The 21,066-nt window shown below is 60.1% G+C and carries 17 protein-coding genes and 1 tRNA gene; 3 read left to right on the top strand and 15 right to left on the bottom strand.

All coding sequences use genetic code 11. The annotated features are described in order from the left end of the window. The first annotated feature begins 111 nt into the window (after positions 1–111). The gene (locus tag AB4O35_RS03320) at positions 112–1,380 is read left to right on the top strand and encodes an aspartate aminotransferase family protein (RefSeq protein WP_065945501.1); all 1,269 of its coding nucleotides are present in this window, start codon (positions 112–114) and stop codon (positions 1,378–1,380) included. A gap of 185 nt (positions 1,381–1,565) precedes the next feature. Next, the gene (locus AB4O35_RS03315; protein WP_049711246.1) at positions 1,566–1,724 is read left to right on the top strand and encodes a YqaE/Pmp3 family membrane protein; all 159 of its coding nucleotides are present in this window, start codon (positions 1,566–1,568) and stop codon (positions 1,722–1,724) included. 5 nt (positions 1,725–1,729) lie between these two features. Here the strand turns inward: AB4O35_RS03315 and pqqE are convergent, their stop codons facing one another. The 14 genes from pqqE to rpsU form a co-directional block, all read right to left on the bottom strand. Beyond that, the gene (pqqE, locus tag AB4O35_RS03310) at positions 1,730–2,860 is read right to left on the bottom strand and encodes a pyrroloquinoline quinone biosynthesis protein PqqE (protein ID WP_065945500.1); all 1,131 of its coding nucleotides are present in this window, start codon (positions 2,858–2,860) and stop codon (positions 1,730–1,732) included. Next, positions 2,853–3,128: a pyrroloquinoline quinone biosynthesis peptide chaperone PqqD gene (gene pqqD / locus AB4O35_RS03305; RefSeq protein ID WP_046069808.1), complete on the bottom strand. Its 276-nt coding sequence runs from the start codon at positions 3,126–3,128 to the stop codon at positions 2,853–2,855. Before pqqD ends, pqqE begins: the two co-directional genes overlap by 8 nt. Further along, entirely contained in the window at positions 3,125–3,877 is a 753-nt protein-coding gene (pqqC, locus tag AB4O35_RS03300) for a pyrroloquinoline-quinone synthase PqqC (protein ID WP_065871806.1), read from the bottom strand. Before pqqC ends, pqqD begins: the two co-directional genes overlap by 4 nt. 11 nt (positions 3,878–3,888) lie before the next feature. Further along, positions 3,889–4,800, bottom strand: coding sequence for a pyrroloquinoline quinone biosynthesis protein PqqB (gene pqqB / locus AB4O35_RS03295; protein WP_065871805.1), 912 nt, complete (start codon positions 4,798–4,800; stop codon positions 3,889–3,891). 66 nt (positions 4,801–4,866) lie between these two features. Then, complete coding sequence (gene pqqA, locus AB4O35_RS03290) at positions 4,867–4,941, bottom strand: pyrroloquinoline quinone precursor peptide PqqA (protein WP_003194766.1); 75 nt, start codon at positions 4,939–4,941, stop codon at positions 4,867–4,869. Between the two features lie 159 nt (positions 4,942–5,100). Further along, positions 5,101–7,449 (bottom strand): pyrroloquinoline quinone biosynthesis protein PqqF, encoded by a 2,349-nt coding sequence (gene pqqF / locus AB4O35_RS03285; RefSeq protein WP_065945499.1) that lies wholly within the window; start codon positions 7,447–7,449, stop codon positions 5,101–5,103. Between the two features lie 59 nt (positions 7,450–7,508). After that, a complete protein-coding gene (locus tag AB4O35_RS03280; RefSeq protein WP_065880137.1) occupies positions 7,509–8,303 on the bottom strand; it encodes a carbon-nitrogen hydrolase family protein in 795 nt (264 codons plus the stop codon). A gap of 10 nt (positions 8,304–8,313) precedes the next feature. Beyond that, positions 8,314–9,996, bottom strand: coding sequence for a flavin monoamine oxidase family protein (locus AB4O35_RS03275; RefSeq protein WP_065871979.1), 1,683 nt, complete (start codon positions 9,994–9,996; stop codon positions 8,314–8,316). Between the two features lie 166 nt (positions 9,997–10,162). Continuing rightward, a complete protein-coding gene (locus AB4O35_RS03270; RefSeq protein WP_065871802.1) occupies positions 10,163–10,609 on the bottom strand; it encodes an Lrp/AsnC family transcriptional regulator in 447 nt (148 codons plus the stop codon). 84 nt (positions 10,610–10,693) lie between these two features. Beyond that, positions 10,694–10,770 (bottom strand) — tRNA-Ile (locus tag AB4O35_RS03265). 15 nt (positions 10,771–10,785) lie between these two features. Next, positions 10,786–14,529 carry a bifunctional diguanylate cyclase/phosphodiesterase gene (locus AB4O35_RS03260; protein ID WP_065880136.1) on the bottom strand — a complete coding sequence of 1,248 codons (3,744 nt, stop codon included), beginning with the start codon at positions 14,527–14,529 and terminating at the stop codon, positions 10,786–10,788. A gap of 122 nt (positions 14,530–14,651) precedes the next feature. Then, positions 14,652–16,502 carry an RNA polymerase sigma factor RpoD gene (gene rpoD / locus AB4O35_RS03255; protein WP_065871800.1) on the bottom strand — a complete coding sequence of 617 codons (1,851 nt, stop codon included), beginning with the start codon at positions 16,500–16,502 and terminating at the stop codon, positions 14,652–14,654. Positions 16,503–16,569: 67 nt separating this feature from the next. Continuing rightward, on the bottom strand, positions 16,570–18,540 hold the full coding sequence (gene dnaG, locus AB4O35_RS03250) for a DNA primase (RefSeq protein WP_065871799.1): 1,971 nt from the start codon (positions 18,538–18,540) through the stop codon (positions 16,570–16,572). Positions 18,541–18,986: 446 nt separating this feature from the next. Further along, positions 18,987–19,202, bottom strand: coding sequence for a 30S ribosomal protein S21 (gene rpsU / locus AB4O35_RS03245; RefSeq protein WP_002551877.1), 216 nt, complete (start codon positions 19,200–19,202; stop codon positions 18,987–18,989). Between the two features lie 202 nt (positions 19,203–19,404). Here rpsU and tsaD point away from each other — a divergent pair, with 202 nt between their 5' ends. Further along, on the top strand, positions 19,405–20,430 hold the full coding sequence (gene tsaD / locus AB4O35_RS03240; protein WP_065871797.1) for a tRNA (adenosine(37)-N6)-threonylcarbamoyltransferase complex transferase subunit TsaD: 1,026 nt from the start codon (positions 19,405–19,407) through the stop codon (positions 20,428–20,430). 33 nt (positions 20,431–20,463) lie between these two features. On the opposite strand, the gene plsY is transcribed toward tsaD, so the two are convergent. After that, complete coding sequence (plsY, locus tag AB4O35_RS03235) at positions 20,464–21,033, bottom strand: glycerol-3-phosphate 1-O-acyltransferase PlsY (protein ID WP_065871796.1); 570 nt, start codon at positions 21,031–21,033, stop codon at positions 20,464–20,466. Positions 21,034–21,066 lie beyond the last annotated feature (33 nt).

Here is a 21,066-nt window from a genome sequence, read left to right as displayed (position 1 = left end):
GCAATGAACAGTGTTTATGTTGATGGCGTTTACATAGGCAAGGCTAACAATCTTCAACCAGGTTACACGGCGAGTACCGACCAAGGTCCGGTTGCCAAAGGGGGGTGGCTTGTGAACCTGTTCACTCTGCGCCGCCCCGTGCCGAGCCTGGACGACCTGGTCCTCGACGCCCCGCGCGACAGTCTTTCCAGCGCCGCTCTGATGCCCACGCTGGCCCGGCCGCCTCAAGTATTTGTGCGCGGCCAAGGCTCCTGGTTGTGGGACAGCGACGACCGTGCCTATCTGGATTTCAGCCAGGGCAGCGCCGCCAACAGCCTCGGCCACAGCCCGCAAGTGTTGATCAAAGCGCTGGCCGACCAGACTCAGACACTGATCAACCCTGGCAACGGCCTGCACAACCGTGCCCAACTCAACCTCGTCGACCGCCTGTGCCATCGCACCGGCAGCGATCAGGCGTACCTGCTCAACAGTGGTGCGGAAGCCTGCGAAGCCGCGATCAAACTGGCGCGCAAGTGGGGCCAGCTGTATCGCGGCGGTGCCTACCGCATCATCAGCGCCAGCAGTGCCTGTCACGGTCGCAGCTTCGCGGCAATGTCGGCCTCGGCGGGTGCCTTAGAAAACCGTTTCGAACCGCAGTTGCCGGGCTTCAGCCATGTCCCCTTCAACGACTTGCCAGCCCTGCACGCCGCAGTCGACGCGCAAACCGTCGCGATCATGCTCGAGCCGATCCAGGGCGAAGCCGGGGTGATTCCCGCGACGGAGCACTATCTCAAAGGTGTAGAACGTTTGTGTCGCGAACTGGGGATCCTGCTGATTCTCGACGAAGTGCAAACCGGCATTGGCCGCTGCGGCACGTTGCTCGCCGAACAGCAATACGGCGTCCGCGCCGACATCATCACCCTTGGCAAAGGCCTGGGCGGCGGCGTCCCCCTCGCAGCGCTGCTGGCACGCGGCAAAGCGTGCTGTTTTGAAGTGGGCGAGCTGGAAGGCACCCATCATGGCAATGCGCTAATGGCCTCGGCGGGGTTGGCGGTGCTCGATACGGTGCTGCAACACGGTTTTCTGGAGCAAGTGCGTGAGTCCGGCGTCTATCTCGGCGAAGGCCTCGCCCGCCTGGCCTACCGCTACGACCATGGACAACTGCGCGGCGATGGCCTGATGTGGGGGCTGATGTTGTCGGATGATTGCGCAGATGCTGTCGTAAAAGCAGCACTGCACGAAGGGCTGATCCTTAACGCCCCACAACCCAACTGCCTGCGATTCACTCCTGCTTTAACCGTGAGCAAAAGCAACATCGACGAAATGCTCCTGCGCCTGGCCCGCGCCTTCTCCCGCGTGCGCACCGCGCAACTGCAATGCCGCAAGGGCATCGCCGTTTAACCCCCTATTTTCCTGAACCGTCTCGCGGCATACGCGGCGCCTCCGGCCTGATTATTTTGGCTGGGGGCATTTTTTTGGTTCTTCATTTCAAGATGGCTCAACGCCAGAATCCACTGAACCCTCACGAACGCCCAAGGTCGATTAGCTACACGGCTCGCACGAGCCGATTTTTTTGGAGCTTACCCATGGACATCATTCGTATCATCATCGCCATTCTGCTGCCGCCACTGGGTGTGTTCCTGCAAGTGGGTCTCGGCGGCGCGTTCTGGCTGAACATCCTGCTGACCCTGTGCGGTTACTTCCCTGGCGTTATCCACGCGGTGTACATCATCGCCAAGCGCTGAGGCCGTCAGCCTTTTGCGATGAGCCGTGAGTTGCGCTCATTGCGAAAGGCCAGCTGCTCGATGGTCTGGGTGGCGTGTTCGGCTTCTTCCCGCGCCTGCAGGATGATGCCGTGCTGATCAGACTTGCTGCACACCGGGTCGGCATTGCTCGCATCCCCCGTGAGCATGAAGGCCTGGCAACGGCATCCGCCAAAGTCCTTTTCCTTTTCATCGCATGAACGGCACGGCTCGGGCATCCAGTCATAGCCGCGAAAGCGGTTGAAGCCAAACGAGTCGTACCAGATGTGCTGCATGCTGTGGTGACGCACATTGGGAAATTGCACCGGCATCTGTCGGGCGCCGTGGCAGGGTAGGGCGGTGCCGTCTGGCGTGACTGTCAGAAAGATACTGCCCCAGCCATTCATGCAGGCTTTAGGGCGCTCCTCATAGTAATCCGGGGTGACGAAGATCAGCTTGCAGGGGTGGCCTTCGGCTTCCAGCTTGGCGCGGTATTCATTGGTGATGCGTTCGGCGCGCACCAGTTGTTCCCGGGTCGGCAGCAACCCCACACGATTGAGCTGCGCCCAGCCGTAGAACTGGCAGGTGGCGAGTTCGACAAAGTCCGCTTCAAGCGCAATGCACAACTCGATGATGCGGTCGATCTTGTCGATATTGTGCCGATGGGTGACGAAGTTCAGCACCATCGGGTAGCCGTGGGCTTTCACCGCACGGGCCATTTCCAATTTTTGCGCGAAAGCTTTTTTTGAGCCGGCCAGCAGGTTGTTCACCTGTTCGTCGCTGGCCTGGAAACTGATCTGGATATGGTCCAGGCCAGCCTTCTTGAAATCGCTGATCTTCTGCTCGGTCAAGCCGATGCCGGAAGTGATCAGGTTGGTGTAGAAACCCAACTTGCGCGCCTCGGCGATCAGCTCGGCGAGGTCCTGGCGCACCAGCGGCTCACCGCCGGAAAACCCCAGTTGTGCGGCACCCATCTCGCGAGCCTCACGAAACACCTTGATCCACTGCTCGGTACTCAGCTCCTTGCCCTGCTCGGCAAAATCCAGCGGGTTGGAGCAGTACGGGCACTGCAACGGGCAGCGGTAGGTCAGTTCAGCCAGCAGCCACAGCGGCAGGCCGATGGCTGGCTTCTCAGGCAAGGGTGATCCAGTGCTCAGCACGGGCGACCTCCATGAATTGCTCAATGTCTTCGCCGAGCTCGGGCACGCCGGGGAATTGTTTATCCAGCTCGGCGATGATCGCGGCCACGTCGCGCTCGCCGTCGATCAAACCACCAATCAGTGCGGCGCTGTCGTTGAGCTTGATCATGCCCTCGGGATACAGCAGCACATGGCCTTTTTGCGCAGGCTCGTACTGGTAACGATAGCCCTGGCGCCAGGTGGGTTTTTTGCTGCGATCAAAGCTCATAGGGCGATCCCTTTATGCCACACCCGCTGCTCGGTGACGCTGTGATACGGCGGGCGTTTCAGTTCATAGGCCATGCTCATGGCATCCAGCATGCTCCACAGGATGTCCAGTTTGAACTGGAGAATTTCCAGCATGCGCGCTTGGCCTTCACGGGTGGTGTAGTGCTGCAGGGTGATCGCCAAGCCGTGCTCCACGTCGCGCCGGGCCTGGCCCAGGCGGGTGCGGAAATACTCATAACCGGCTGGGTCGATCCACGGGTAATGCTGTGGCCAACTGTCGAGGCGCGACTGGTGGATCTGCGGCGCAAACAGCTCAGTCAATGAACTGCTGGCGGCCTCCTGCCAACTGGCACGGCGGGCGAAGTTGACGTAGGCATCCACCGCAAAACGCACGCCGGGCAACACCAGTTCCTGGGAGCGCAGTTGGTCCGGGTCGAGGCCGACTGCTTGGCCCAGGCGCAGCCAGGCTTCGATACCGCCGTCCTCACCCGGTGCGCCATCGTGGTCGAGCAGGCGCTGGATCCACTCGCGACGGATTTCACGGTCCGGGCAGTTGGCCAGGATCGCGGCGTCCTTCAGCGGGATGTTCACCTGATAGTAGAAACGGTTGGCGACCCAGCCTTGGATCTGCTCGCGAGTGGCGCGCCCTTCATACATCGCCACGTGGTACGGGTGATGGATATGGTAGAAGGCGCCCTTGGCGCGCAGGGCTGCTTCAAATTCGGCGGGCGTTAGCGGTGCGTCAGTCATATTGTCTGCTCCTACAATTCAATGCTCATGCCGTCGTAGGCCACTTCGACATTGCGCCGCACCAATTCCGCTCGCTCGGGGGAGTCTTCATCGAGGATCGGGTTGGTGTTGTTGATATGGATAAGCACCTTGCGCTGCTCGGGCAATTGCTCCAGCACCTCGAGCATGCCACCGGGGCCGTTCTGTGCCAGGTGGCCCATCTCGCGGCCGGTGCGGGTGCCAACACCACGGCGCTGCATTTCATCGTCATCCCACATCGTGCCGTCCACCAACAGGCAGTCGCTGCCGGCCATGATTTCCAGCAGTGGCGCGTCGACCTTGCCCAGCCCTGGGGCGTAGAACAGTTTGCCGCCGGTGCGCAGGTCTTCGACGATCAGGCCGATATTGTCACCGGGGTGGGGGTCGAAACGGTGCGGCGAATAAGGCGGTGCGGCGCTGCGCAGTGGCAGCGGGGTGAAACGCAGGTTGGGGCAGGCCGGGATGCTGAAGCTGGCGTCCAGCTCGATGCGGTTCCAGGCCAGGCCGCCGTTCCAGTGGGTCAGCATGGTGAACAGCGGGAAGCCGGTGCTCAGGTCTTCATGGACCATGTCGGTGCACCACACCTGGTGCGGACAACCCTCGCGCAGGCTCAACAGGCCGGTGGTGTGGTCGATCTGGCTGTCCATCAGGATGATCGCGCTGATGCCGGTGTCACGCAGGCCGCGGCCCGGTTGCATCGGCGCGAAACCCTGGAGTTGCGCGCGGATATCCGGCGAGGCATTGCACAGCACCCAGTTCACGCCATCGTCGGAGATCGCAATGGATGACTGGGTACGCGCTTGCGCCCGCAGGCTGCCATCGCGGAAACCAGCGCAGTTCACGCAGTTGCAGTTCCACTGCGGGAAACCACCGCCGGCGGCGGAACCTAAGATCTGGACAAACATGGTCGCTCCATCAAGCTCAAAACAAAAACGCCCCGGGCGAACCGAGGCGTTGTATTACCCAGCGGATTAACGGCTGGCGAAGTACATGGTGACTTCGAAACCGATGCGCAGATCAGTGTAAGCAGGTTTGGACCAAGTCATGTTCTTACTCCTACGAAGGGATGGGACGTTCACTACCAAGTAATACATATAGTCCACCTCCAGTCGGAGATGTTCAGAGGTGTGCGTGGGAATGTTACGCAATTATTTTCAAGTTAGCGCTGTCTTGGTGGAAAAAGCCTTTTGCAGGGGCGGCAATGATCAGTCTGCCGCTTGCCAGGTCGCCGAGATGCGCGCGCCGTTGGCGACGCAGCGCCAGCCGCCTGTGGCGTCGTTCAATTGCTGGGCGGCGTGCTGCAGCATTTCGCGGGAACAGGCTTGGATCCTGGATTGAAGCTGCTCCAGGTAACCCGACGAATGGCCAGCCAGATGGGCATGCCAGAGCAGGTCGGCAGCCTGAGCGTTGGGCAGTGCCTGGGCTGAAAACTGTTGCGCCAGATCCAGGTTGCCGAGGTCGTCGCAGCCATTGATCAGTGCTGGCAGTTGCGCCAGGAAGGTTTGCAGGTGATCTGCGATGCCTTCCAGGGAAACGCTGGGGGACTGTACGCCGAATAGCAGGGCGGTCTGGCCGTTTATCTGTCGGATGCCGCTGAACACGGCGTAGCCGATTTGCAGTTCTACCCGCAGCTTTTGGTAGAACGGCCCTTGGAGCAGATGGCCGAGCAGTCGCCACGCGGCTTCGTCTGCCAGGGATTGGCTGGGTGTTGGGCAAAACAACAGCAACGCAGCTTCGTCAGAGCCGATTTTCACCTCATGCCACACGCGTTGACCGCTGAGGGACGGGAGTACTTGATCGAGGCTCGCAGGCTGCCCTGGCAAGCGGGCCGCTGCTGTTTTGATTGCGGATTCATACGTCGCGGGGAAACCCATCCCCAGGCCTTTCCAACGTGCGGTGGCCCACGATTCAGAACGAGGAGTGCTGGCGGAGCAGCAAGCGGGCAGGGCCTTTAGCAACTCTCGAATGGCGATCATCGGCGGTGAGGCAGGTTGCGCCTCTTGCGGTTGAGTCAGACTCTGCGCCAAAACCTCCAGCACGGCGGGTATGGGTTCCAGCAGCCCTATCATTTTTACCAGCGCGTCATTGCCCAGGCTTTCGAACGACAATTCGACACCCGCCTGACGCGCATTTTCACACAACGCCTGCAATGCGCTCTCCAGGCCGGTGGGGGCCGACTGCCATTGCACATACAGGGCACCTTCACCACTGTCGTCCGCCAGCGCCTGGCTGAAGTTCAATGCCGACACCTCCCGACGCCCGCGGGAGCGATCCTGGGCGAAGGTGCGCAACCCCCGGTGGGCGCTGGTCTGGCCGCGAATCAGGCCGGCGCGTTCTTCCTTGACTGATGGTCGTAGGAACGGGTTGTTCGGCGGCAGTTGCCAAGTGTGCGCGGAAGGTGGCAGGCGCAGCGAATCAAGCATGGCCTTGAGGGCGACGACATCCTGTTCCGAAAGAGCCTGGCTGTCGTGTCTGGCCAATGCCAGCGCGCCTTGGACCTGTTGTTGACGAACGGCCAACAGCGCGAACTCTTCCCGTAGTGAAGTCCAATCGCTCTGTGCGAAAAAGCTCAGCCAATCGTGCAGCAACGCCTCTATCTGCGTAGCCGACTTATCTTGGGCGCTAAGCGTGAAGTCGATATCCAGCACAGCTTGCCCGGCGAAGTGATAAAGCACCGACGCCTGCAGTGCTCTCGCCAGTTGCCGCGCTTTCAGTTCAGCCAGCAATCCGCCGGGGGCCGAGGCATTCAGCCAGGCACAGAGAAAATCCAGTGCTTCACGCGGCGCGTCACACGTGATGACGTGGTGCAGGTGGTCATTGGCGATGTGCTGATAGCTGCGCGCTTCACCCTGCATCAAAGCCGGTGGCGCAGATTGTGGGCGTAGAGGTCCTGAGGTCAGTTGTTCACTGAACTGCTGTGCCAGGCATTGCAGTTCATCCAGCGACAGTGGGCCGGCCAAGCTCAGCGTCATCTGCCCGCTCTGATAGAAATGCGCGTGGAATTCCCGCAATGCCTGCTGGAATGCCTCACGCTCCACCGGCAGGCTGTCGCGGTTGCCCGCATGAAAACCCCGCAGCGGATGGTCCGCGGCCAGGCCTTGCAGCAGCGCGACGTGTTGCTGCGCCCCGACATCCTTGGACCAAGCGACGAACTCTGCGTGCAGCACCTCGCGTTCGCGTAGCTGATCCTCCAGCGCCAGGCGTGGTTGGGACAGCATGTCCGCCAAGCGCTCCAGGCCACCGGTAAACGTTGACGCCGGCAGCTCAAAGAAGAACGCCGTGGTGCGCTCACGGGTGCTCGCATTGACTTGGCCCCCATGACGTTGCACGTAGGCCATCAACCCCTCTGTGGTGGGAAAACGCTCGGTGCCGAGAAACAACAAATGTTCCAGAAAGTGCGCCAACCCCGGCCAGGCCAATGGCACGTCATGGCTGCCGGCCGACACCCGCAAAACGGCAGCGCAACGCTTCAAACGCGGGGCATGATGCAAGGAAACCCGCAAGCCATTGGCCAGGGTCAGGTGAAGGTGATGAGGGTGGGCCGGCGCAGGCATGGGCACTTCCGAAACATAGGAAGTGGCTATGTTAACAAACCGCTACCCAACCCGTCGGGTCAGGGCTTGTACAGCGCGCCGTACAACTCGGGGCGGCGATCTTGCAGATAGTGATTGGCAGCGCGCGCATTGATGATCGATTGGCGCTCCAGCGTACCGACAATCAAGGCTTCATCCAGGCCAGCCTGGGCTATACGCTCGCCGTTCGGTGCCGCGATGCTACTTTGCCCGCAGTACTGGATCTCGCCTTCGTGCCCGCAGTAATTGGCGTAGGCCACATAACATTGGTTCTCGAAGGCCCGCGCCCGCACGGTGACATCGGCCACAAAGTCGAACGGCACCATATTGGCGGTGGGCACCAGTATCAACTCGGCACCCGCAAGGGCCAGGCGCCGGGTGTTTTCCGGGAACTCCAGGTCGTAGCAGATCAGGAAGCCGAGCTTCCACCCATTCAATTCCACCAGCGGGAAATCGTCGTCGCCGGCACTGAACATCGAGTGGTCCAAATCGCCAAACAGATGCGTCTTGCGGTAGTTGCACAGGCGCTGGCCGTGGGCGTCGATCAACTGCACGGCGTTGTAGATCTGGCCGTCCTCGGCACGTTCCGGGTAACCGTACAAGATTGCCAGCCCGGCGGCTTTGGCCAGTTCGGCAATCGCCTGTGCGGACGGCCCGTCTTGCGCTTCAGCTAACGCGCCCACCGCTTCAGCGCCGATGTTGTAGCCGCTGAGAAACATCTCCGGCAGCACCAGTACATCGGCGCCGGACGCTTCATGCGCCAGTTGGTGCAGGCGCTTGAGGTTGCCGGCCACGTCCAGCGGCAGTGGTGGGCATTGGTACAGGGCAACGCGCATGCTCAGCTCCTTATTCGGCCAGGGCGATCGGCCCGATTTCGTCGAACACATCACCCGGCCCTGGGTTCTCCGGATGAGTACTGCCGCCGAAGTGGGTCATGATGCCCCATACCGCGTTCAATGAGGTTTGCACTGCGCCTTCGACCCAGGCCGGGGTCCAGGAAACGTCGTCACCTGCGATAAAAATCCCACGTTGCTCGGCGGGCATGTCCTTCTGCATGAAGTGCGCATACATACGCTGGTTATAGCGATAGTGGCCGGGCAATGCACCTTTGAAGGCACCGAGGAAATGCGGGTCGGCTTCCCAGGACACCGTGATCGGGTCGCCGATGATGCGCGCCTTGATGTCGACTTTCGGGTAGATCTTGTTCAGCGCGTCGAGGGCCAGTTTCACGCGTTTATCGATGGGCTGCGGCAGCATCTTCAGCGCATCGCTCATCCACGAGTAAGACAGGCAAATCACACCCGGCTTATCGTCACCATTGTCGAACAGATAAGTGCCACGGGTCAGGCGATCCGTGAGGGTCATGCTCATCAGGTCGCGGCCGGTTTCCGGGTCTTTGTCTTTCCAGAACGGGCGGTCAACCATCACGAAAGTTTTTGATGACTGCATGTAGCGGGTGCGGTCCAGGGCCATCCACATCTTTTGCGAGAACAGGGTTTCGTCGCATTCGATCTGGGTGGTCAGCAGCCAGCTTTGGCACGTGGTGAGCACGGCGGCGTATTCGCGGGTGTCACCGTAATTGTCGGTGACGGCAAAGCGGCCATCGGCGGCGTGTGCGATGCGTTTCACCCCGGCCCGCGGCGCACCACGGTGCAACGAACTGAGGCTGGTGCCGGCCGGCCAGTGGGCGCAACGCTCCGGCACATGGCGCCAAATGCCCATCGGCACCTGGGCCACGCCGCCGACGACCAAGTGTTGGTGATCGTCGCAGTTGGTCATCACCACGCGGAAGATTTCCAGCATCGAGTTGGGGAAGTCCGAATCCCAGCCGCCAGTGCCGAAACCGACCTGGCCGAATACTTCGCGATGGTGAAACGACAACTTGGCGAAAGCCTTGGAAGTGGCAACGAAGTCGTAGAAGGTGCGGTCGTCCCACAGTGGTACCAGCTTATTCCACAGCGCTTTGAGGCGTGGCACGTCACGGTCGCGGATGGCTTGCTGGATATCGCCGAACTGCGAGCCGGCTTCCAAGGCGTCGGCCCAGGCGTCGGCGACTTCTTGAAACAGTGCAGGAAGATCGGACAGTTTTTGTGCGTAGTGAGTCTGGCCTTCCAGGTCAATCACCGTGCTGCCGGAGGCTGGGGTCAGCGGGTTGGGGAAGGGTTTGGTTTCCAGGCCGAGTTTGTCCACGTAGTGGTAGAACGCGGTGGACGACACCGGGAAGCGCATGCCACCCAGCTCGGCGATGATGCCTTCGGCGCCTTCGAAGGCTTGGGAGCGCAGGCGGCCGCCCATTTTCGAAGCTTCATACACCACCGGCTTGAGACCCAGTTTCATCAGTTCGTAGGCGGCAACCAGGCCAGCGATCCCTGCGCCGACGATCGCCACTTCGGCGCCATGGTTGGCGACGGGAATGCTGCCCAGGCCGGCCGGGTGCTCGATCCAGTCATCAAAGGCAAACGGAAAATCCGGGCCAAAGATGGTGATGGGTTTCTTACCGTCTGCAGGGTGGCGATTGGTCTTGCTGATGGTGCTGGACGGAATGCTCATGGCTGACCTTACTGGCGACTGGGCGGACGTGGCCCGCTGAGTATAGGAAAAGATGGCAGCCAGTTTAGGGAGCGTAGCGTTCGTTAATAAGACGCAAAGTGTCGTCGGATTGGATTGTTTTTAGTCATAATGACGAAGTTGGTGGTCAAATTGGCTGTCCGCGATCCAATTTGTTACTCAAGATGATTGAGGTCGTGGTTTTCTCCACGCCGTCCACACTGCCGATCTGGTCGAGTAATTGGTCCAACTGCTCCGGCGAGTCAGTGCGAAGCCAGGCCACGTAATCGAACTCGCCACTGACCGCGCACAATTGTTGCACCTGCGCGATGGCACTCAGCCTGCGTAACACTTCTTTACCCGAGCGTGCCTGCACGGTGATGCCAACATACGCCTGCAAACCACCATCCACCACCCGCTGGCCGAGACGCACACCATAACCGGTGATCACCTGGGTTTTCTCCAGGCGCGCCAGGCGCGACGTTACCGTGGTGCGCGCGATGCCGAGCTGCCGGGCAAGCATGGCCACGCTTTCGCGCGCGTTGATTTGCAGGGCGGCTATTAGCTGGCGGTCGATTTCATCTAGGGCGGGCAAGGGGGGCTCCGATAAGGGCGGCGATGGGAGCATATTACAGTCTTCCAGACACACAAAAGCCGCGCATTGCGCGGCTTTCTAGTTTGGTGGGCCCAGTAGGACTCGAACCTACGACCAAGGGATTATGAGTCCCCTGCTCTAACCAACTGAGCTATAGGCCCTCAGTAGGTCGCGGATTATAGCGATGGTTTCCCCGCTGTGCTATCCGAAAAATCCTCAATGCTCATACGAAGAAAAGTCGCGGCAAAAAGCTCGGGCGGTAGCGGCAGGCTGACGATGTAGCCTTGCATCTGTTCGCAGCCTTCGGCAGCCAGGAAGGCTTGCTGTGCGGGGTTCTCCACGCCTTCGGCGATGATGGTGAATTGCATGCTGTGGCCCAGGGCGATAATGGCGCGCACGATCGCTGCGTCGTGGGGGTCGTCGGGCAGGCCGCGGACGAAGGATTGATCGATCTTGAGGAAGTCCAGCGGCAGGCGTTTGAGGTAGCTGAGGGATGAATAGCCGGTGCCAAAATCATCGATGGCCAGTTGTACGCCCAAGTCTTTGAGCTGGTGCAGTACCTCCAGCGCTTCTTCGGCCTGGCTCATGATGAAGTTCTCGGTGATCTCCAGTTGCAGGCAGCCTGGGTCGAGCCGGTAGTCGCGCAATAGCTGTTCGATGCGAGCCAGCAAGCCGGGGTGACGCAGTTGGGCGCCGGCCAGGTTGACCGACAGGGGGCCGAATTCGTCGAAAGTGCCTTGCCAGGCATGCATTTGTCGGCAGGCCTGTTCCAGCACCCAGTCACCGATCTGCAGGATCATGCCGTTCTCTTCGGCGAGGGCAATGAAGTGTTCGGGCGGCACGTCGCCAAAGGTGGGATGGCGCCAGCGGATCAGCGCTTCGGCGCCGATCAGTGCTTGAGTATTCAGGCTCAGTTTTGGCTGGTAGTACAGGGTCAGTTCATCGCGCTCGATGGCGCGGCGCAGTTCATGTTCGAGTGCCACGCGTTCGTTGGCCTGCGCAGTCAGGTCGCGGGTATAGCTTTCGACCCGGTTACGTCCCTTGGCCTTGGAGCGGTACATCGCAGCGTCGGCATTTTTGACCAGCGTCGCGACGTCGGTACCGTCCTGCGGGTACAGGCTGGTGCCGATGCTGGCGCTGATGAAGAACTCGTGTTCACCTGCCTGGAAGGGTGGGGTGAAGCAGGCCAGCAGTTTATTGGCCAGGTATTGGGCATCGCTGGGGTGCTGCAAGCCGGGGAGCAGGATGATGAATTCGTCGCCGCCCAGGCGAGCAACGGTGTCGATGTCGCGCAGTTGTTCCTTGAGGCGCACCGCGATGTCCTTGAGCAGCAAGTCGCCGATCGGGTGGCCGAGGCTGTCGTTGATGTGTTTGAAGCGGTCCAGATCGAGAAACAGTACGGCGCCCTGTTTGCCGGTTTCTTGATGCCCATTGAGGGCGGCCTGCAGTCGGTTTTCGAACAAAGTGCGGTTGGGCAGGCCGGTCAATGGATCGTGATGCGCCTGGTAATCTAGGCGGGCCTGGGCCAGTTTGAGGCTGGAGATGTCGGCAAACACCGCGACGAAGTGCGTGATCAACTGATCGCGATTACGCACTGCGCTGATCGTCAGCCAGCTGGGGTACAGCTCGCCGTTCTTGCGTCGGTTGGAGATCTCGCCCTGCCAATGCCCTTGAGTTGTCAGTTGGTGCCACATCGCCGCGTAGAAGGCGCTGTCATGCAGGCCGGAGGCGAGCAGGCGCGGCGTATGGCCAAGGGCTTCGGCCTCGCTGTAGCCGGTTATCTCGGTGAAGGCGCGGTTGACGGCGCTGATGTTCTGCCGGATATCAGTGATCAAGACGCCTTCGGCCGTGCTCTCGAACACCGTGGCGGCCTGTTGCAGTTTTTCCTGCATCAGTTGGCGTTCGGTGATGTCCCGCGCAATGGTCAGCATGCAGTCGTCGTCGCCGATAGGCAGCGGGCGGCTGGACAATTCGCACAGGCGAATCTGCCCATCGTTGCGACGAATATGGCAGATGAAATCACGCACAAAGCCATCGCGCTGCATCAGTTCCAGCATGTCTTTGCGTTCGTTGAGGTCGACCCAGATGCCCAGGTCCAGGGTTGATTGGTCGAGGGATGTTGCGCTAGTGAACCCCGTGATTCGGCTGAAACCATCGTTCACTTCAATCAACAGTCCATCATGCTGTCGGCTCAGCAGCAAGCCGTCGGGGGAGGCGTGGAAGGCCTTGGCGAATTTCTCTTCGGAGGTTTGCAGTTGTTGCTGGGTTTCCTTGAGTTGAGTGATGTCTCGCACCGCCACCACGATGGCCTCGGTGGTGTCCAATTGGAACGGCTCGGCGGAAATCAGCCCGGTGAAGGCTTGGCCATTGCTGCGCAGAAAGGGCATTTCGAGATTGCGGATGCTGGTGGTCTGCACCTGTTGCAGCAGGTCGGGGCCGACACCCTGGATGCCCCAGATATTCAGTTCGGTGGCGGTTTTGCCGACGACCTGTTGCGCCGTCAGGCCAATCTGGTCTTCGAACGCCTTGTTCACCTCCAGCAAGCAGCCATCAGACAGCCGTGCGATCACTAGCATGTCTGGGCATTGCTGGAACACCGAGGCAAATTTTTGCTCGGACAGTTGCAAGGCTTCTTCAGTGCGCTTGGCCTCGCTGATATCGATCATCAAGCCGCGCAGTACGGGCTCATGGCCGTGCTCAATCAGGCTGACGATGTCGCGCACCCATAAGCAGCGCCCGTCGGCGGTGATCACCCGGTAGTCGATGCTGTGGTCGCGATTGGCGCGGGTTTCCCGGTAGCAGTAGGCCTCGGTGCGGGTCAGGTCGGCGGGGTGAATGATGTTGCGCCAGAACCCCGGGATCAGCCAGTGGGCACGCGGATAACCCAGTAATTCCTCCGCGTGGGGCGAAACATAGCTGTAGGTGAAATCGGTGATACTGGCTTCCCAGGCGATGGCGGACAGGCTTTCCACCAAGCCGCGGTAGTGATATTCGCTGCTGCGCAGTTCCTGTTCGAGGGCGCCGCGGCGGGAAATTTCCGAACTGAGCCGGCGGTTGATCCGAATCACCACGGCCAGCACGGTACTCAGCAACAGTACCGCAGGCAGGCCGTAAGTCAGCAGATCCCTCCAGAAGGTGCGGTGATCGGTAAGGCTGCCAACCCAATGTTGTTGGATCGCATCGGTTTCTTCCGGGCTGAGGTCGGCCAGTACCTTATCGAGGATGCCCACCAGTACTTTGTTGTCGCGCGGTACGCCCATCGCCAGTTGGTAGCGGTAGGGCGTTTCACCGCTGACGTACAAACCGTCGAGCTTGAGTTGGCGCAGGTTCCAGACACTTGAGGCCAGGTCGCCGACCACCGCATCCACCTCATCGGTGGCCAAGGCTTGCAGGGTCGAGCTGACATTCGGCATGGCCACCAGATTGAGGTCGGGATGGTGGGTGCGGAGCAACTCATGGGGCGCGTAGTTTTCCACCACGGCAATCTTCAATCCGTAGAGGTCCTTAAGGGTGCGTGGTTTCGCGCCGCCTTCGTGGGCCAGGATGACGATGGGGAAATCAAGGTACGGGCGGGTAAACGCCATGTAGCTCTGGCGTTCCGGCGTGGACATGATGCCAGGCAGCAGGTCGATTTGGTTGTTCCGGGCCAGCTCCAGCACGGCGCCCCAGTTCGCCGGCTCGATCAACTTGACTCGCACGCCGAGGCGATCCTGGATCAGGCGCACGTAATCCGCCGCCAGGCCTTGGTAGCGGCCATCTTCGTCACGGTATTCAAAGGGTGGCCATGACGCGTCCACTCCCAGGCGCAACTCCTGATGGTCCGCCAGCCAGCCGCGCTCATCATCGCTGAGACTCAACGCGCCAGCCGTTGCGGTCCAGGTCAGCAGCCACAGTAAAAACACAGCCGGCAGTCTGGGCATAACGGTCTCGTTATGGCACGGGGAATGTTTCGAGTGTAGACGGGCATTACGGGGGGAGGGGTGTTGCGGAAGGTTTTATCGATACAAAACAAAACCCCCGGCCTGGGCCGGGGGTTCTGGTATCACTCGTCGAGGAAGGAGCGTAGATGCTCGCTTCGCGTCGGGTGGCGCAACTTGCGCAGCGCCTTGGCTTCGATCTGACGGATCCGTTCACGGGTCACGTCAAACTGCTTACCGACTTCCTCAAGGGTGTGGTCGGTATTCATGTCGATGCCGAAACGCATGCGCAGTACCTTGGCTTCACGAGCAGTGAGGCCGGAGAGTACGTCACGAGTCGCTTCTTTAAGGCTCTCAACGGTGGCGACATCGATTGGCGACTGCATAGTCGAGTCTTCGATGAAGTCACCCAGATGGGAGTCTTCGTCATCACCAATCGGCGTTTCCATGGAGATCGGCTCTTTAGCGATCTTCAATACCTTGCGGATTTTGTCCTCAGGCATTTCCATGCGTTCGCCCAGCTCTTCCGGGGTCGGTTCACGACCCATTTCCTGCAACATCTGCCGGGAAATGCGGTTCAGCTTGTTGATGGTCTCGATCATGTGCACCGGAATACGGATGGTGCGGGCCTGGTCGGCGATCGAGCGAGTGATCGCCTGACGGATCCACCAGGTGGCATAAGTCGAGAATTTGTAGCCACGACGGTATTCAAACTTGTCCACAGCCTTCATCAAGCCGATGTTGCCTTCCTGGATCAAGTCGAGGAATTGCAGGCCACGGTTGGTGTACTTCTTGGCGATGGAAATCACCAGACGCAAGTTCGCTTCGACCATCTCTTTCTTCGCGCGGCGGGCCTTGGCCTCACCGATCGACATGCGACGGTTGATGTCCTTGATCTCGGCAATCGTCAGACCGGTTTCGGTCTGCAGTGCGATCAGCTTTTGCTGGCAGCGAATGATGTCCGGCTGCAGGCGACCAATGGCTTCGGCGTATTTGCCTTTGCCTTTGGCGAGGCCGTCGGACCAGCTTTCGTCAACTTCGTTGCCCGGGAACTGGCGCAGGAAGTCGGCACGCGGCATGCGCGCATCACGGACACAGAGCTGCATGATCGCACGCTCTTGTGCACGCAGACGCTCAAGGGCACTGCGAACACGCTCAACCAGGCCTTCGAATTGCTTCGGTACCAGCTTGATCGGCATGAACAGTTCGGCCAGCGCCACCAGCTCGGCAATGACCAACTTATTGCCGCGACCGTGCTTTTTCAGCGCCTTGCGGGTGATTTCCATTTGATCGGAAACCGCACCGAAACGCTGGGCAGCCACGATCGGATCCGGACCGCTTTCAACTTCATCTTCGTCGTCGCTGCTGGCTTCAGCATCGTCGTCTTCGGAATCGTCGTCGGCTTTCACCGCTTTCGGGTCGACAGGCGGCGGCACTTCGGCGGCAGGCGGCGCAATGCCGTCGTCCGGGTCGATGTAGCCACTCAGCACGTCGGACAGGCGACCACCTTCGGTGGTGACGCGGGTGTACTCGGAGAGAATATGGTCAACCGTGCCAGGGAAGTGCGCGATTGCGCCCATCACTTCACGGATGCCCTCTTCGATACGCTTGGCGATTTCGATTTCGCCTTCGCGTGTCAGCAGCTCGACGGTACCCATTTCACGCATATACATGCGCACAGGGTCGGTGGTACGACCGATATCGGTCTCCACAGCAGCCAGCGCGGCAGCAGCTTCTTCAGCTGCAGCCTCGTCGGTATCGGCGTCCGCCAGCATAAGAGAATCCTTATCTGGCGCAGCTTCGAATACGTTGATCCCCATGTCGTTAATCATGCGGATGATGTCTTCCACCTGCTCTGGATCTGAAATATCCTCAGGCAGGTGGTCGTTGACCTCCGCGTAAGTCAGGTAACCCTGCTCACGACCGAGAACGATCAACTCTTTGATACGAGACTGCTGTTGCGCTTTTCCGGACATAACACCCTATCCACTGAAGGTCTTGGCGGGCAAAAAACAAGCCGAGGATTATACCCGAGCTATGACCTCACACGCCAGCTGAGGTCGGGTTTGATGCGGAAACATTCTGTTTTAAGAGGTCGCGCATCTGTTTTGCTATCTGAATTTGCTCTTCAGCCGATAATCCAGGCTGCCTTGCTCTCTTGATGAGTTCATCGAGGGTCTGCGTGTGCTGACCCGCGGATAACCTAGTAATGGTGTCTAAAAACTGTTGTTCAAGGTTATCGCCGTCAATTAGCCACTCCTTTTCCGCGAGGGCTTTCAATAGGCGGCCTTGCTCGGTGCCATGCCAGCGAGCCATCAGCTGAATTGAGTTTAGCTTAGGATTTTTCTGTACCGCCTCGATCAAGGCGATCAGAACCTGAGCATAGGTATTGCTCGCATTGGCAAAATGGTCGGCGCTCTCGACCTTGCCCGCCAGTTGCGGGTGATGGATGAGCGTGCGCAACGCAATGAGCGTTGGCGCTTCAACGGCCACAGGCGTTCGCGGGGCGAAGGCCTCATCGCGATCGCCGCGCTTGCCGTTCTTGCTCCAGGGTTTGTTGTCCCATTTCTTGCCGCCGGCGCCGGGCTTCTTCGGTGTCCACTCCTGCTGGGGCGTGTAGGCCTCCTGCGGTTGGTGGAAGTCGGCGTAGTCGGGCATGGCGTCGTAATCCATGCCTGGGTCATAGGCCGGCGGCGCCTCCTGCGGTGCGTTGTGCACCAGCTGGCTGACGGCTTCGCCGCTCAGCCCAGTAATTTCCAGCAGGCGCATGCGCATCAGTGATTTCAGGTTGGCGCCTGGGACTTTATCGATCAACGGCGCCGCGAGGGTGGCCATGTGTGCCTTGCCTTCGAGGGAGCGCGGGTCGGCCTCTTCGGTCAGTTGCTGGAAAAAATAGTCTGCCAGGGGCTGTGCATGTTGATTGATGCGCGCGCGGAACGCGTCGGTGCCTTCGGAGCGCACCAAGGTGTCCGGGTCTTCGCCTTCAGGCAGGAACAGGAAGCGTGCGCGACGCCCATCCTGCAGGCTCGACAGCGTTGCCTCAAGCGCGCGCCAGGCGGCGTTGCGGCCGGCCTGATCGCCGTCAAAGCAGAACAGTACGCTGGGCACCACGCGGAACAGGCGTTTCATGTGTTCTTCGCTGGTGGCGGTGCCGAGTGTGGCCACGGCGTTGCGCAGGCCCTGTTGGGCGAGCGCGATCACGTCCATATAGCCTTCAACCACGATGATCTCATCGAGGTTGCGGTTGTTCTTGCGCGCCTCGAACAGGCCGTAGAGTTCCTGGCCTTTGTGGAATACCGCGGTTTCCGGGGAGTTCAGGTACTTGGGCTTGTCATCTCCCAGTACTCGACCACCAAAGGCGATGATGCGGCCACGGCTGTCGCGGATCGGGAACATCACGCGGTCGCGAAAGCGGTCATAGCGTTTGCCGGTTTCGGCGTTTTCAACCAGCAGGCCGGCGTCGATCATGGCTTTTTGCTGGAGGGTATCGCTGCTCAGGTGCTTGTACAGGTTGTCCCAGCCGGGCGGGGCGAAGCCGAGGCCGAAGTCACGGGCGATTTCACCGGTGAGGCCGCGGCCCTTGAGGTAATCGACGGCGGCCTTGCGCTGCGGATGGCTTTTAAGTGCCTGACGGTAAAAGTCGGCAGCGGCGGTCAGCAGCGGGTACAGCGGCGAATCGGTGGGTTGCCGCGGTTTGTGCGGTCGGCCGCTTTCTTCGCGAGGGATTTCCATGCCGGCGGCTTTCGCCAGGTCCTCGATCGCCTGGGGGAAATCCAGGTTGTCGTGGTCCATGAGAAAGCCCAGAGCGTTACCGCCTGCGCCGCAACCGAAGCAGTAGTAGAACTGTTTGTCGGGGCTGACGCTGAACGATGGGGTTTTCTCTTTGTGGAACGGGCAGCAGGCGGTGTAGTTCTTGCCGGCTTTTTTCAGCTGCACGCGCGAGCTGACAACATCGACGATGTCGGTGCGGTTCAGAAGGTCGTCAATAAAGCTCTGGGGAATCAGCCCGGCCATGGCGTTCTCGTCATCACTGCGTGTAAATGAGGGCCCGCTAAGTGCTCAAGCGCACGTATCGTCTGGCTCGATCATCGGTTGTCTGCTTGGGCTTTCAGGAAGTGTATCTGCCGATGGTTCACTGACGTTAATTTCAATCAGGTTTTCGGCATGGAAATGTTGCCCCGGCCTCCGGTCTTGGCCAATGGCGGGCCTCGGAAGCGCATTGTCGGGCACAGTCGATACAGTTGATCGCCTGCTTGAATAATAAGTGTGCGCGTCAGTAGCCTTGTTAGGCTCGTCAGAAGAGACGTGCACCGCTGGCAAAAGAGCCAGTCCTGACGTGTGAAGCAGTTGTCTCGGTCGCATGTGCGGCGTCAACAGTGAAGCATCAAGCGATATCCGCAAATGCCATTAGCCCGGCTGAGGGCCGGGCTTGGCAGAAGCTTGCTACGGACGTCTGTGTATTAGTACAGACGAACGGCGCGGCGCTGTTCGCGCTGAACTTTCTTGGCGTGACGCTTAACAGCGGCTGCTGCTTTACGCTTACGCTCAGAAGTTGGCTTCTCGTAAAATTCGCGGCTACGAACTTCAGCCAGTACACCGGCTTTTTCGCAGGAGCGCTTGAAACGACGCAGAGCTACGTCGAAGGGTTCGTTCTCTTTAACTTTGACGGCTGGCATCCAGAGCTACCTTCTTTCATTACCGGGATCAACGTTCTCGTCGCAAAAAATTCGCGGCTGAGGTCGTCGGTTTTTAAGGGTTGCGGATGTTAACCCCTCATTGCCCGGAATGCAAAGCCTCTGATCGAAAACCGCTAGTCGGGAGGGGGAGTGGCGACTATTATGCGCGCCTTCGAATCTAGCCTCTACAAGGCGCAAACCCATGCTAGTACTGGGACTTGAAACCTCCTGCGACGAAACCGGTGTCGCACTTTACGACAGTGAACGCGGGCTCTTGGCCGATGCGCTGTTCAGTCAGATCGACCTGCACCGCGCCTATGGCGGCGTGGTGCCGGAGCTGGCCAGCCGTGATCACGTCAAACGCATGCTGCCCCTGATTCGCCAGGTGCTGGATGAGGCCGGCTGCGTGCCGACCGAGATCGACGCGATCGCCTACACTGCTGGCCCCGGATTGGTCGGAGCCCTGCTGGTTGGGGCCTCTTGCGCCCAGGCGCTGGCTTTTGCCTGGGGCATTCCAGCCCTTGGTGTGCACCACATGGAAGGCCATTTATTGGCGCCCATGCTGGAAAAAACACCACCAGAGTTCCCGTTCGTCGCTTTGTTGGTTTCCGGCGGCCATACGCAGCTGGTTCAGGTGGATGGAATCGGCCAATACACCCTTTTGGGTGAATCCCTGGATGACGCCGCCGGTGAAGCGTTCGACAAAACTGCGAAGATGATGGGCCTCAATTATCCCGGCGGTCCGGAAATCGCCCGTCTTGCCGAAAAAGGTGTTGCCGGCCGTTATACCTTCCCACGCCCGATGTGCGATCGGCCTGGCCTGATGTTCAGTTTCAGTGGTTTGAAAACCTCTGCGCTGAACACCTGGCAGCAAAGCGTCAGCGCCGGGGACGACAGTGAGCAAGCCCGTTGCGACATCGCGCTGGCGTTCCAGCAGGCCGTGGTAGAGACTTTGACCATCAAGTGCAAGCGCGCCCTGAAACAGGCGGGCATGAAGCGCCTGGTAATCGCAGGCGGCGTCAGTGCCAACAAGGCTTTACGCACGTCACTGGAAAAAATGCTCGGCGAGATGAAGGGCGACGTGTTCTACGCGCGGCCAGAGTTCTGCACCGACAATGGCGCGATGATCGCCTATGCCGGTTGCCAACGCTTGCAGGCGGGTCAGCACGAAAGCCTGGCGATCAGCGTGCAGGCGCGCTGGCCGATGGAGCAGTTGTCGCCGCTCTAGGGCCGCAACGTGAGCCGGGCTCATCGGACGTATTTAAAAATGCCGTTCGCGCCCGGCAAACAGGTCGCGTAAATTGCCCCGGTGGCGCCAGACGATCAGCAGTGTCAGTGCGCTCATCGGCAACAACGCCGCCGGTTCTTGCCAGGCCAATAGCGGCAGGGTGAGCGGGGTGGCGATCAGCGCGGCGAGTGAGCTGGTGCGGGTCAGGTAGAACGTCAGGAGCCAGGCAAGTACGGCCAGCAATGCCGCCGGTGGGTAAATCCCCAGCAGCATGCCGGCTGCCGTTGCGACGCCTTTGCCACCGCGAAAGCGGAAGTACAGTGGAAACAGATGGCCGAGGACGGCGCATACACCGATCCAGGCCTGTTGTTGCAGGGTAAGGCCGGCGAGGCTGGCGATCAGCACGGGCAGCAAGCCCTTGCACACGTCGCCCAGCAGCGTGAGTACGGCGAGTTTCTTACCGGCCAGGCGCAACATATTGGTGGCGCCGGCATTGCCTGAGCCACTCATTCGCGGATCGGGGTTTCCCGTCAGGCGGCTGAGCAAAATGGCGAAGGACAGCGAGCCGAGCAGGTAGGCGAGGATCGCCAGTGACCAAAACATGCTAACTATTCCGGGCGAGGACGCCCTGATTCT

The organism is Pseudomonas sp. H1_A03 (genome assembly GCF_054685145.1).
Note: the sequence above shows the minus strand (reverse complement) of the source record. Positions and strands in the feature narration are given on the sequence as shown.

Bases quoted from the DNA above. Each gene is read 5' to 3' on its own strand.
- AB4O35_RS03315 (WP_049711246.1), top strand. From the start codon at position 1,566: ATGGACATCATTCGTATCATCATCGCCATTCTGCTGCCGCCACTGGGT.
- pqqD (WP_046069808.1), bottom strand. From the start codon at position 3,128: ATGAGCTTTGATCGCAGCAAAAAACCCACCTGGCGCCAGGGCTATCGT.
- pqqC (WP_065871806.1), bottom strand. From the start codon at position 3,877: ATGACTGACGCACCGCTAACGCCCGCCGAATTTGAAGCAGCCCTGCGC.
- pqqB (WP_065871805.1), bottom strand. From the start codon at position 4,800: ATGTTTGTCCAGATCTTAGGTTCCGCCGCCGGCGGTGGTTTCCCGCAG.
- pqqF (WP_065945499.1), bottom strand. From the start codon at position 7,449: ATGCCTGCGCCGGCCCACCCTCATCACCTTCACCTGACCCTGGCCAAT.
- AB4O35_RS03280 (WP_065880137.1), bottom strand. From the start codon at position 8,303: ATGCGCGTTGCCCTGTACCAATGCCCACCACTGCCGCTGGACGTGGCC.
- AB4O35_RS03260 (WP_065880136.1), bottom strand. From the start codon at position 14,529: ATGCCCAGACTGCCGGCTGTGTTTTTACTGTGGCTGCTGACCTGGACC.
- rpoD (WP_065871800.1), bottom strand. From the start codon at position 16,502: ATGTCCGGAAAAGCGCAACAGCAGTCTCGTATCAAAGAGTTGATCGTT.
- dnaG (WP_065871799.1), bottom strand. From the start codon at position 18,540: ATGGCCGGGCTGATTCCCCAGAGCTTTATTGACGACCTTCTGAACCGC.
- rpsU (WP_002551877.1), bottom strand. From the start codon at position 19,202: ATGCCAGCCGTCAAAGTTAAAGAGAACGAACCCTTCGACGTAGCTCTG.
- tsaD (WP_065871797.1), top strand. From the start codon at position 19,405: ATGCTAGTACTGGGACTTGAAACCTCCTGCGACGAAACCGGTGTCGCA.
- plsY (WP_065871796.1), bottom strand. From the start codon at position 21,033: ATGTTTTGGTCACTGGCGATCCTCGCCTACCTGCTCGGCTCGCTGTCC.